10 protein-coding genes are annotated in these 12,227 nt (G+C 45.9%); 9 read left to right on the top strand and 1 reads right to left on the bottom strand.

Translation table 11 applies throughout. The features are described from left to right. The first annotated feature begins 87 nt into the window (after positions 1 to 87). The 8 genes from GXP22_11390 to phoU all read left to right on the top strand — a co-directional run bounded on the left by GXP22_11390 (position 88) and on the right by phoU (position 10,119). On the top strand, positions 88 to 1,218 hold the full coding sequence (locus GXP22_11390; protein NOX10064.1) for a hypothetical protein: 1,131 nt from the start codon (positions 88 to 90) through the stop codon (positions 1,216 to 1,218). 176 nt (positions 1,219 to 1,394) lie between these two features. Further along, complete coding sequence (gene phoB, locus GXP22_11385) at positions 1,395 to 2,087, top strand: phosphate regulon transcriptional regulatory protein PhoB (protein ID NOX10063.1); 693 nt, start codon at positions 1,395 to 1,397, stop codon at positions 2,085 to 2,087. A 35-nt stretch (positions 2,088 to 2,122) separates the two neighbouring features. Continuing rightward, positions 2,123 to 3,382: a phosphate regulon sensor histidine kinase PhoR gene (gene phoR, locus GXP22_11380; protein NOX10062.1), complete on the top strand. Its 1,260-nt coding sequence runs from the start codon at positions 2,123 to 2,125 to the stop codon at positions 3,380 to 3,382. A gap of 106 nt (positions 3,383 to 3,488) precedes the next feature. Further along, positions 3,489 to 4,463, top strand: a complete 975-nt coding sequence (gene pstS / locus GXP22_11375; GenBank protein NOX10061.1) for a phosphate ABC transporter substrate-binding protein PstS family protein — start codon at positions 3,489 to 3,491, stop codon at positions 4,461 to 4,463. 171 nt (positions 4,464 to 4,634) lie between these two features. Next, positions 4,635 to 6,884: an ABC transporter permease subunit gene (locus tag GXP22_11370; GenBank protein NOX10060.1), complete on the top strand. Its 2,250-nt coding sequence runs from the start codon at positions 4,635 to 4,637 to the stop codon at positions 6,882 to 6,884. 13 nt (positions 6,885 to 6,897) lie between these two features. Beyond that, the gene (gene pstA / locus GXP22_11365; protein NOX10059.1) at positions 6,898 to 8,547 is read left to right on the top strand and encodes a phosphate ABC transporter permease PstA; all 1,650 of its coding nucleotides are present in this window, start codon (positions 6,898 to 6,900) and stop codon (positions 8,545 to 8,547) included. A 4-nt stretch (positions 8,548 to 8,551) separates the two neighbouring features. Continuing rightward, on the top strand, positions 8,552 to 9,388 hold the full coding sequence (locus GXP22_11360; GenBank protein NOX10058.1) for a phosphate ABC transporter ATP-binding protein: 837 nt from the start codon (positions 8,552 to 8,554) through the stop codon (positions 9,386 to 9,388). A gap of 17 nt (positions 9,389 to 9,405) precedes the next feature. Then, positions 9,406 to 10,119, top strand: a complete 714-nt coding sequence (phoU, locus tag GXP22_11355) for a phosphate signaling complex protein PhoU (protein NOX10057.1) — start codon at positions 9,406 to 9,408, stop codon at positions 10,117 to 10,119. A 75-nt stretch (positions 10,120 to 10,194) separates the two neighbouring features. Here the strand turns inward: phoU and rpsT are convergent, their stop codons facing one another. Then, a complete protein-coding gene (rpsT, locus tag GXP22_11350) occupies positions 10,195 to 10,461 on the bottom strand; it encodes a 30S ribosomal protein S20 (protein NOX10056.1) in 267 nt (88 codons plus the stop codon). A 164-nt stretch (positions 10,462 to 10,625) separates the two neighbouring features. Here rpsT and murJ point away from each other — a divergent pair, with 164 nt between their 5' ends. Beyond that, positions 10,626 to 12,206, top strand: coding sequence for a murein biosynthesis integral membrane protein MurJ (gene murJ / locus GXP22_11345; protein NOX10055.1), 1,581 nt, complete (start codon positions 10,626 to 10,628; stop codon positions 12,204 to 12,206). The last annotated feature ends 21 nt before the right edge of the window (positions 12,207 to 12,227 follow it).

The raw sequence follows: 12,227 nt of genomic DNA, 5'->3' as shown, positions 1-12,227 counted from the left end.
TCACATTGCTGTCATTAACGCTACAGATAATAGCGCTCGTCTTAATAACTAAACGAGTAAGCCATCCTGAATGGCGTTGGAGATTGTATGTCCAGAAAAATGAATCTATTGGTAGCAGCCGGGATCGCTGCGAGTGTTGTTAGTGTGTCATCTATTGCAGGTATTACTGTATATAAGGATGGTGAAAAATATCTGAAGGTTGGTGGCCGTATTCAGCTACAGTATCATGATAATGAATTTAAAAATGGAAGTGCGGATGAATCATCATTGTTCTTCCGTCGCTTCCGTCCTTACATCGAAGGTAGCCTGCACAAGGACTGGAAGGGCAAGTTCCAGTGGGATATGGGCAAGGCAGATCTTTCAGTGAAAGACGCTTATATGCAATATAAGGGCTTCAGTAATATGAAGGTAACCGTGGGTAATGCTAATTTCCCATTCTCACGCGAGTTTCTGACCTCATCCAAGAAGCAGCAACTGGTCGAACGTAGCTTTGTCGGTGATCACAATTATGGTACACCTGATCGCCAGACCGGTATTCATTTAACCGGTCATAATGATGGCAAGGATATTACCTGGGGCTTTTCTGCCGCATTGGCCGCACTTGATCCTGATCAGAAGAAACTTGATTTTGATACGGTGATCAATAATTCTGCCTCTGACTGGAACGAAGGCTGGATGGTTGGTGGTCGTGTTGATTTCCATCCCTTTGGTAAATTGAAGTTCTCCCAGGGTGATTTCAAGGGTGAACAGAAGGCAACAATTGGTATCGCTGCATTTACCTGGAGTAATGATGGTCAGAATAATACTGCCGGGGCAGGTAAGCCGGATGTTGACAAGGTCAATGCCTTTGAGGTCAGTGGTGCCTATCGCAATAGCGGTTTTTCAATCGATGCTGAATATAACCGTTTTTCTGCAGATACGGTTACTGCAGGCTATACCGGTGGTATCTTCAAGAGTGGTTCGACCAAGCTGGTAAATTACTCGGTTGAGGGCGGTTATATGGTTGTCCCTGCAAAGCTGGAGCTGGTTGCTGCTTATCAGGTTCAGGATGCGGATAATTACGCCAGTGAATGGACACGAACCTCTGTTGGCCTGAACTGGTTTATACATAAGCATGATATCAAGGTGCAGACCACCTATCGTATGGGTGAGAATGAAAACGGTGTCGCCAATAAAGATGGTGATGAAGTCTTCGTGCAGGCACAGTACGTGTTCTAAAGAATATATAAATCTAACATTTATATCTCTTTACATGGAAGTAACACGGACCCTTTGGGTCCGTTTTTTATTGGGGGCAGGGCTTTAATTCAGTATACTGTTCCCAGCTTGTCATGAAATTGTAATGTTGATCCGTTTTAATAGATGGTCCAATAAAATTCAGAGATGTTTATTCAATGTCAAATAAGGTGATACTCGTTGTCGATGATGAGCCCGCTGTCAGGGATATGATAGGCTTTACCCTGGAACAGGCGGGGTTCCAGTGGGTCCCCGCTGCTGATGTTGTTGCGGCACGTCAGTGTATACAAGACAATTCAGTGGTATTGGTGTTGCTGGACTGGATGATGCCGGGGGTGAGTGGCTATGATTTTGCCAGAGAATTACGTGCTGATATTACTACGCGCAATCTCCCGGTGATTTTGTTGACTGCGCGTGATACCCCGGAGGATATGGTGCGTGGGCTGGATGTGGGCGCGGATGATTATATGGTGAAACCGTTCTCGCCACGCGAAATGATATCCAGGGTCAAGGCGCTTTTGCGGCGTGTGGGAGATGTTTATGACGATGACGTTATTAATATTGCCGGTCTATCACTGGATACAGCCTCTCATCGGGTGATGGTTGATAATAAAGATGTTGTGCTGGGGCCAACCGAATACAAGTTGTTACACCACTTTATGCAATACCCTGATCGAGTATTTAGCCGCAATCAGTTGCTGGATTATGTCTGGGGGCAGAATGTTTATATTGATGACCGTACGGTTGATGTGCATATTCGAAGGCTGCGTAAGGCACTTATTCCGTACGATATGGATAAGTTGATACAGACGGTACGCGGTTCCGGTTATCGTTTTTCCAGGAAAGCCTGATCTTGTCTAATCCGTGGGTAGCAGAAATTCGGCGTATGCTACTTTTTTTTGTTCTGGCGATTTTGTTGGGATGGTTGGTGAGTGGTGTTGGTTTATTCCTGTTTTTATATCTTGCCGCTTATCTAATCTGGCATCTGCTTAATATCTATCGTCTGGAACGCTGGTATCATCAGCGTAAAGAGATCTACCCACCGCAGGGTAGCGGGATATGGGAGTCAGTCTTTCATCAGATCTATTTGTTGCAGCAACGCAATCGTCGACGTAAGAAAAAACTAGCCTCTATTCTAAGTCGTTTTAATAAATCCACCTCAGCCTTGCCCGATGCGACGGTGGTATTGAATGCCAGTGGTCATATTGAATGGTTTAATAAGTCTGCCAGACGTTATCTGGGGTTAAAGGCGAATAAAGATGTGGGGCAGCGTATTGAAAACCTGATTCGTAACCCACGTTTTGTTGATTTTATGCAAGCCGGGGATTTTACTGATCCTATGGAGATGTTGTCTCCCGTTAATAATGAGCAGTTTCTCTCTATTCGTGTTGTGCACTATGGTAGTAATCAACGCCTTTTAGTGGTGCGTGATATTACGCGTATTCATCACCTGGAACGTGTGCGTCAAGATTTTGTTGCCAATGTTTCCCATGAGCTACGGACACCATTAACCGTCATTAGTGGATATCTGGAAAATATAATTGATGCCGAGGATGACTCTTCCCTGAAGTGGAATAGTATCCTGTTGCAAATGCATTCACAGGCACAACGTATGAATACCATTGTGGAGGATTTATTATTATTATCGCGCCTTGAATCTTCTGAAGTGGTGAAAACAGATGCGGTGATTAATGTCTCCGTAATGATTTATGCGCTGTGTGAGGAGAATGCCTTGCTGCATGATAACAGTACGCATAACCTTCATCTGGAGCTGGATGATAGCCTGTTACTCAAGGGTGATGAAAAGGTATTTTACAGTATCTTTGCCAACCTTATCTTTAACGCGCTTCACTACACCCCTGAAGGCGGACGTATTGATATTCGTTGGTCTCGCAAGGGTAAGGGGGCTTTTTTTGAAGTAACCGATAGCGGGGTTGGTATTGGAGTACAGCATTTGTCCAGGCTTACTGAACGCTTTTATCGTGTCGATTCAGATCGTTCGCGTGATTCTGGTGGTACTGGTCTGGGCTTGTCTATTGTAAAACATGGTCTGGATTGTTATGGCGGTCGACTTGATATTGAGAGTCGTCTAGGTCAGGGGAGTACCTTCAGAGCATGGTTACCAGCAAAGATACTGGCTGGTTGAGGGTTGTCATAAAACCTTCATATAGTTTTCATTATAATGTCATTCTGCTTGGGTATAGTGGGTATCAGAATTATTTTATTATTAAACCCATAACGGGAGAGGAATCATGAAGAAGATTAAATTACCATCATTAGCGGCCTTGTGTGCCGGTCTTTTATTGTCATCACAGGTCATGGCTACACAGCAGGTTGACCCTGCGCTGACTGATTATCACCGCTCCAGTGGTGTCGCTGGTAATCTGTCCAGTGTGGGTTCTGATACCCTGGCTAATCTGATGACATTATGGGCTGAGCAATTTAAGCGTGAGTATCCAAATGTAAATATTCAGATTCAGGCAGCGGGTTCTTCTACTGCCCCTCCTGCACTGACTGAGGGTACCTCGAATATAGGGCCAATGAGTCGCAAGATGAAGAGCAAGGAGATACAGTCGTTTGAGAGTCGTTATGGCTATAAGCCGACTGCAATTCCAGTAGCCATTGATGCGCTGGCAGTTTATGTACATAAGGACAACCCCATTAAGGGCATGACGATTCCTGATGTTGATGCAGTATTCTCTTCAACTCGCAAGTGTAAGAGCAAGAGCGATATTAAAAAATGGGGTGATCTGGGCCTAACGGGTAGTTGGAGTAACCGTACTATTCAACTATATGGTCGTAATTCGGTGTCAGGTACCTATGGCTATTTCAAGAAGAAGGCATTATGTAAGGGTGATTACAAGAATACGGTGAATGAACAACCGGGTTCTGCCTCTGTGGTACAGTCGGTTTCATCCTCATTAAACGGTATCGGTTATTCTGGTATTGGTTATAAGACATCGGGTGTGCGCGCAGTCCCTCTGGCAAAGAAACCCGGTCAGGAGTTTGTTGCAGCCACACCTGAGAATGCCCTTAAAAACAAGTATCCTTTGTCTCGCTATCTGTATGTTTATGTGAATAAGCACCCGAATCGTCCACTGCCTCCATTAGAACGTGAGTTTATCAAGCTGGTTTTATCCAAAGTGGGTCAGCAGATCGTTATTAAGGATGGCTATATTCCACTGCCAGCCAAGGTGGCAGAGAAGGTTCTGCATAGCCTTAAATAGTTTATTGGTGCGTGGTACGCAGCCTACCAGGTAGGGTGTGCATTGCGCACCACATATAATGAGAATGGCTGGGGACAGACTTAAAGTCTGTCCCCTTTTTTGGGTAGAAGTCTGTTCCTTTTTAATGTAGTGTGTCACAAAACTGTCATATAGCCATAGTATGATCCCATAATGAGTAACTTGTCCTCCATAAGTAATATGAGCAACCGCTACCGTTGGCGCTATGCCAAGGATGTATTGGCTAGGTATTGTGTGGGTTTAGGGGGCATGACGGTTATTTTTGCTATCGTCTTGATCCTGTTTTATCTGCTGTATGTTGTTATTCCTCTGTTTGAACCGGCTTCTTTTTACGGTGATCGGGAATATGATCGGGTGGGTGATACATCAAAAACCCTATCGCTGAGTATGGAAGAACAGTCTGAGATTGCCTTACGGGTGACGGCTGATGCCGGATTGTTTTTTTTTAGTACCAAGGATGGAAAACTGCTCAGTAAGAGGCGTTTGGATCTTCCGGAACAGGTATTGGTGAGTAGTTTTACTCATAGCGATCCGGTTGATGCGCAGATGTTGTTTGGCCTGGATGATGGTAATGTCACGCTGATTAAACCGGTTTATCGGGTGAGTTATCCTGATGATGTGCGCCTGATTACTCCTGAGATAACTTATCCTTTTGGTGAGAAACCTCTGGTGATCGATGAGGATGGAGTGGCTATTATTCGCTTGGCCTTCCAGAATGGGGAAGAAGAGGCAACAATTGTTGCTCAGACTAATGATGGTCGTCTGCTACTAACCAGTTATATCAAGGAAGAATCTCTGTTTGGGGATGAGCTTATCTTTGAACGGACCCAGGTTGAAATCGTTGTTGATGGTATTGATATTCAAACCTTGTTAATGGATAAAGACCAGCAAAACTTGTACGTGTTGAGCGTGTCTGGAGAGATTTCTCGTTTTGATATCAGTGATAAGGAATCACCTGGGTTAATGCAACATGTCAATGTATTGACCACAGGGACTCGTGTTAGTGATATCCGCTTTTTGGCGGGTGATATCTCTTTGTTGATTGCTGAGGATGATGGTCGTATTAGTCAGTGGTTTGCAGTTAGAGATCAGCAGGGTGATGAGAAACTGCAACGCATTCGTTCTTTTCATTCCCAACAGGTAGAGATTGTTGCTCTGGTTCCTGAATATAATCGCAAGGGTTTTCTGGCATTGGACAAAAGAGGTGTATTAGGTGTTTACCATACGACATCTGAACGCACCATCTTGCTGGAAGAATTACCGCGCGCCAATTTTAATTATTTGACAATAAGTCCTCGTGCTAATGCCATATTAATGGAAGATGCAATGGGTCGTATGCGTTTTCAATATATTGTTAATGAGCATCCCGAAATATCCTGGTCGGGTCTATGGGAGAAGGTTTGGTATGAGAGTTATACTGAGCCGGTCTATGCCTGGCAGTCATCCTCGGCGAGTAATGACTTTGAACCTAAGCTCAGTTTGACACCGCTGGTTTTTGGTACTCTCAAGGCGGCCTTTTATGCCATGTTAATTGCCGTACCACTGGCGATTATGGGTGCTATTTATACGGCCTATTTTATGGCACCGCGTATGCGTGGTCTGGTAAAGCCCAGTATTGAGACTATGGAGGCACTACCAACGGTTATTTTGGGTTTTCTTGCTGGTTTATGGTTGGCTCCGTTAATTGAAGCTAATCTACCCGGCATCTTTAGTCTGTTGATTATTGTTCCATTGGGTGTGTTGTTGTTCTCTTTTGTCTGGAGTCATTTCCTGCCGGTTATTCGCAACCGTATTCCTGAGGGTTGGGATGCCGCTATTCTGATTCCGGTGGTGCTTTTTTTAGGCTGGCTTTCTATCGCCCTGTCAGGGAGTATCGAACACCTCCTATTTGATAATAATATGCGTGCCTGGATGGATACTGAATTTGGTGTTGGCTTTGATCAGCGTAATTCACTGGTGGTGGGTATTGCTATGGGCTTTGCGGTCATACCAACAATCTTTACTATTACCGAAGATGCAGTATTCAGTGTTCCAAGACACTTGACCAATGGTTCTCTTGCTTTGGGTGCCACTTCCTGGCAGACATTGGTGCGGGTGGTGATACTGACAGCCAGTCCGGGTATCTTTTCTGCGGTGATGATTGGCATGGGGCGTGCTGTGGGCGAGACTATGATTGTGTTAATGGCAACAGGTAATACCCCGGTAATGGATTTCAGTGTGTTCCAGGGAATGCGTACCTTATCAGCTAATATTGCTGTAGAGATGCCGGAGGCTGAGGTGGATAGTACCCATTATCGTGTGTTGTTCCTGGCAGCACTGGTATTATTTGGCTTTACCTTTGTGGTGAATACCCTGGCTGAGATTGTTCGCCAGCGCTTGCGTTCAAAGTACAGTTCACTGTGAGTATAACGATATGATACGTCAATGGTTTAGATCGGGTGATCCCTGGGTATGGATGGCAGCTTCTGCTGTTAGTATTAGCATGATTCTGGTTTTTGGTCTGTTGTTGTTGATTGCCGCGCGAGGTTTGGGGCACTTCTGGCCGAGTGATATTGTGAAACTGGATTATCGTAGTCAATCAGGTGAAATGATTGTGTTACAAGGCGAGATACACGATAGAGAACGAGTCTCTGCTGAACGTCTGCGTGATGCCGGTTACTCTGTTGAGGGTGATCAGGACGTTGAACGTTTTCTGTTGAAAATGGGTAATCGTGATCTGACAGGGCAGGACTTTCGCTGGGTAGTGGTACCGGATATTGTTAAACAACAGATACCTTCTTCCTTGATGACAGTTGAACGTAGGGAATGGGGCAATCTTTACGGTGAACTGGTCAATGTTAAACAGGCCGGTGAGGTGGTTGCCGAAGGCAATCAGGCCTGGGCAGTGTTACAACAACATCTACAACGTACGGATGATCTGTTTCAGCAGATACAGGATATCGAACGGGGAGAGATTGGTGCGGTTAATTATGATATTGAGAAACTGCGTCTGCATACTCGCAGTCTGGAGTTGAAGGGGCAACTGGATTTGTCTGCAAAACAGTTAATCAAACAGCAACGTGCGCAACTGGATGCCCAATACAATAAAATGCAAGTTGCACTGGAGCAACTCTATAATCAGATTCGTCGAGACAGTATTACCGTGGTGGTGGCGGGTGGTCAGGAAATCGAGTGGCCATTGGCTAAAATTGTTAAGGTTTATCAACCTAATGATATGAGTGTGCTGGATAAATCACTGTTTTATATCGCCAAGTTGTATGAATTTGTGAGTGAGGATCCGCGTGAGGCGAATACTGAGGGGGGTATCTTCCCCGCTATATTTGGCACTGTGATGATGGTTATTATCATGTCGATTATTGTGGTTCCCTTTGGTGTGGTGGCTGCGGTTTATCTGCGCGAGTATGCTAGCCAAGGGCCGATGATTCGATTGATCCGTATTGCGGTTAATAATTTGGCAGGTGTGCCTTCGATTGTATATGGTGTATTTGGTCTTGGTTTCTTCGTTTATTTTCTCGGTGGGAATATTGATCAATTATTTTATCCAGAGGCTCTGCCAGCTCCGACCTTTGGTACGCCGGGTTTGATGTGGGCTTCGTTGACCTTGGCTTTGTTGACTGTACCGGTGGTCATTGTGGCGACTGAAGAGGGTTTATCACGCATCCCTAAATCTATTCGTGAAGGTAGTCTGGCATTGGGTGCCACCAAGGCGGAGACCTTGTGGCGGACGGTATTGCCGATGGCAAGCCCTGCGATTATGACGGGTATGATTATGGCGATTGCCAGAGCGGCGGGTGAGGTTGCTCCATTAATGCTGGTGGGTGTGGTTAAACTGGCACCAACCTTGCCTCTGGATGGCAATATGCCATTTCTACACTTGGATAGAAAATTTATGCACATGGGTTTTCATATCTATGATGTGGGTTTCCAAAGTCCCAATGTAGAGGCAGCAAGACCACTGGTTTATGCTACGGCATTATTATTGGTGATCGTAATTATTGCATTGAATATAGCGGCAATTGGTATTCGTAATCATTTGCGTGAGAAGTATCGGGCGTTGGAAAATTAAAACCATGAACAAAGAAAATGTAAAAACACATTCGATTGATATCAAAAAACTGGTGCAGCCCAGTGTTCCCTTGAGTATGGAACGGGAGGATGTCTGTTTGCAGGTAAAGGATTTAAACCTGTTTTATGGTGAAAAACAGGCGTTGCATCATATTGATATGCTGATTCCCAGGCGGCGGGTAACGGCCTATATTGGTCCCAGTGGTTGTGGTAAATCAACTCTGTTGCGTTGCATGAACCGGATGAATGATCTGGTTGATATTGCACGTATTGAGGGTGAAATACTGCTTGATGGCAGTAATATTTATGACAGGTCGGTTAATGTGGCAGATCTACGTCGCCGTGTGGGTATGGTGTTTCAAAAGCCTAATCCATTCCCTAAGTCGATTTATGAAAATGTGGCCTATGGTTTACGCCTACAGGGTATCAATGACAGGCGTTTGATCACTGAGGTGGTTGAGAAGTCTCTGCGTAGTGCAGCACTGTGGGATGAGGTGAAAGATCGATTAGAGGATAGTGCTCTGGGTTTGTCCGGTGGTCAACAGCAGCGTTTAGTGATTGCTCGGGCGATAGCGATTGAACCGGAGGTATTATTGCTGGATGAGCCAGCATCGGCATTGGATCCAATCTCGACTCTCAAGATCGAAGAGCTGATTTATGAGTTGAAGGATAAATACACGATTGTTATTGTGACGCATAATATGCAGCAGGCAGCGCGTGTCTCCGATTACACCGCCTTTATGTATATGGGGGAGCTGATTGAGTTTGGTGATACCAGCACTCTGTTTACCAATCCGGGCAAGAAACAGACAGAAGATTATATTACCGGTCGTTACGGTTAATAAAGAAGGTTAATACTATGGATAAGTCAACGATTAGTCATCATATCTCGCGCCAGTTTAATGAGGAGCTGGAGGATATCCGTAATAAGGTTTTGATCATGGGTGGGCTGGTTGAGGAGCAGATTAAGAACTCGATTGAGGCGCTGGTGAATGCCGATATTGATTTGGCTGAATGCGTGATAGAAAGAGACCATGAGGTGAATGCACTGGAGGTCGCGATTGATGAGGAGTCGGTGATGATCCTGGCTCGTCGTCAACCTGCCGCCAGTGATCTACGCCTGTTGATTGCGGTGATCAAGACCATTACCGATCTGGAGCGTATTGGTGATCAAGCGGGAAAAGTGAGCAAGATGGCGATCCACCTGGCGGGTATGGAGCGTCCCAAGGGGCAGTTCAGCGAATTAAGACACTTGGGTGAACAGGTGGTGAGTATGTTTCATAAGGCATTGGATGCCTTTGCTCGAATGGATGCCGAGGCAGCACTGGCTGTTGCGCACGAGGATGAGAAGGTGGATACCGAATATGATCTCATTATGCGCCAGATGATTACCTATATGATGGAAGATCCACGTAATATCAAACGTACCCTGGATATTATGTGGTCAGCACGCGCGATGGAGCGCATGGGAGATCATGCTAAGAATATCTGTGAATATGTGATCTATCTGGTGATGGGTAAGGATGTGCGTCACACCAGCCTGGAGCAGATCCAGGAAGAGTTTGATGGGTAAAACCGGGGACAGACCCCAATTAAAAAGGGGTGCTCATAAAGCACCCCTTTTTAATTGGGGTCTGTCCCCGGTTTTTTAAGAGGCGAGAGCCTTAACCTTCAGGTTCAAGCGGCTCTTATGACGGGCGGCCTTGTTCTTGTGAATCAGCCCTTTGCTTGCGGCTGCATCAATAACTGACGTAACAGTCCTGTATTCTGCCTGTGCCTGAGCGGCATCACCGGCATCAATGCTGGCAAGCATCTTTTTAATCGTAGTACGCATAGCGGAGCGCTGGCTCACGTTACGTTGACGATTATTTTCTGCCTGGCGGGCACGTTTCTTTGCTTGTGCTGAGTTGGCCAAGGGTCGAACTCCTATAATTGATTCTGTAAAGACGGCGTACTATGCGTTTTTTTGGTCTGTTTGTCAATTGTTTTTAGGGGACAGACCCCAATTAAAGGGGTGGTGCTTATAAAGCACCGCCCTTTTAATTGGGGTCTGTCCCCAGTCTTGTTACACTGAGAACTATGAGTCGTCATCTGCTTAAATCAACCTTTGTTATTGGCTCAATCACTCTGCTTTCCAGAGTGCTGGGCTTTGTACGCGATATGGTGCTGGCGCGGATGTTTGGTGCGGGTATGGGTATGGATGCCTTTCTGGTGGCCTTCAAGATCCCCAATTTTATGCGTCGTTTGTTTGCTGAGGGGGCATTTTCTCAAGCCTTTGTGCCGATCCTGAATGAGTACAAGACTCATTGTGAGCATGATGAGGTACAGCATCTGGTTGGCAGAGTAACGGGTACGTTAGCGGTGGTTGTTGGCATTATTACCCTGTTGGGCGTTGTGTTTACGCCTGGCTTGGTGACCTTGTTTGCACCGGGTTTTATCGATCAATCGGCCAAATTTGATTTAACAGTGGATCTGTTGCGAATTACCTTCCCTTATATCTTTTTTATCTCACTGGTGTCTTTTGCCAGCGGTATCTTGAATAGCTATGGTCGTTTTGCTATGCCGGCCTTTGCACCGGTGTTGCTCAATTTATCGTTAATCAGTGGTGCGCTGTTTTTCGCGCCTTATTTTGCCGAACCCATTACCGCTCTGGCTTGGGCGGTGGCCTTTGCCGGGGTGATACAGTTGTTATTGCTCATTGCACCCGTTAAACGGCTGGGTCTATTGGCATGGCCGCGTTGGGGTTGGCGTGATAGTGGGGTGCAGAAGATCCTGAGGCTGATGGGGCCTGCTGTATTGGGTTCCTCGGTGGCACAGATTAATCTATTGCTAGATACCTTGATCGCATCTTTCCTGATTACCGGCAGTGTCAGTTGGCTTTATTATGCTGATCGTATGGTGGAGTTTCCGTTGGGGGTATTCGGGATTGCTTTATCAACGGTGATCCTGCCGAGTCTGTCGAGTAGTTATGTGGCTGATTCCATGCAACGTTTTGGCCGCACCCTGGATTGGGCATTACGTAGTGTGATATGGGTGACGATCCCGGCCTGTCTGGGTCTGGCGTTATTGGCTGAACCTATTCTTGTAACCCTGTTTCAGTATGGCGAGTTTTCTGTGCATGACACGCAGATGGCAAGTCTGAGTTTGCTTGCTTATGCCTTTGGTTTGCCTGCTTTTGTCCTGATCAAGGTGTTGGCCCCCGCCTATTATGCCCGCCAGGATACGCGTACCCCGGTCAGAATTGCCATTCGTTCGATGATTACCAATATGTTTTTGAATATATTATTCGTGTTACCGATGCTTTATCTGGATATTGAAGGTGCTCATGCGGGTCTGGCTCTGGCGACCTCGATATCGGCCTATATGAATGCCTTTCTGTTGTATCGTGGTTTGCGAGAACAGGGCGTTTATCAACCTTATCCAGGTTGGTTGAAGGTCTGGTGGCAGGCCTTGGGGGGGAGTCTGGTTTTGTCGCTGGTTATTATACTGGGTCGACAACAGGTGGGTAACTGGTATGTGCTGGGTGGCCAGGAACGGGTGACTCAATTGGTGCTGTGGATAGTGCTTGGTATGGCGAGTTATTTTATCGTGTTACGTCTGACAGGATTGCGTCTCCGTTCCTTGTTACAATTAGGCGATGAGAACGATATAAAGAAATAATTGTACTGGATATGATGTAGA

The sequence above is a fragment of the Gammaproteobacteria bacterium genome (genome assembly GCA_013151035.1).
Classification (GTDB): Bacteria; Pseudomonadota; Gammaproteobacteria; order JAADJB01; family JAADJB01; genus JAADJB01.
This window is presented reverse-complemented; position numbering and strand designations above follow the sequence as displayed.

Bases quoted from the DNA above. Each gene is read 5' to 3' on its own strand.
- GXP22_11390 (NOX10064.1), top strand. From the start codon at position 88: ATGTCCAGAAAAATGAATCTATTGGTAGCAGCCGGGATCGCTGCGAGT.
- phoB (NOX10063.1), top strand. From the start codon at position 1,395: ATGTCAAATAAGGTGATACTCGTTGTCGATGATGAGCCCGCTGTCAGG.
- phoR (NOX10062.1), top strand. From the start codon at position 2,123: ATGCTACTTTTTTTTGTTCTGGCGATTTTGTTGGGATGGTTGGTGAGT.
- pstS (NOX10061.1), top strand. From the start codon at position 3,489: ATGAAGAAGATTAAATTACCATCATTAGCGGCCTTGTGTGCCGGTCTT.
- GXP22_11370 (NOX10060.1), top strand. From the start codon at position 4,635: ATGAGTAACTTGTCCTCCATAAGTAATATGAGCAACCGCTACCGTTGG.
- GXP22_11360 (NOX10058.1), top strand. From the start codon at position 8,552: ATGAACAAAGAAAATGTAAAAACACATTCGATTGATATCAAAAAACTG.
- phoU (NOX10057.1), top strand. From the start codon at position 9,406: ATGGATAAGTCAACGATTAGTCATCATATCTCGCGCCAGTTTAATGAG.
- murJ (NOX10055.1), top strand. From the start codon at position 10,626: ATGAGTCGTCATCTGCTTAAATCAACCTTTGTTATTGGCTCAATCACT.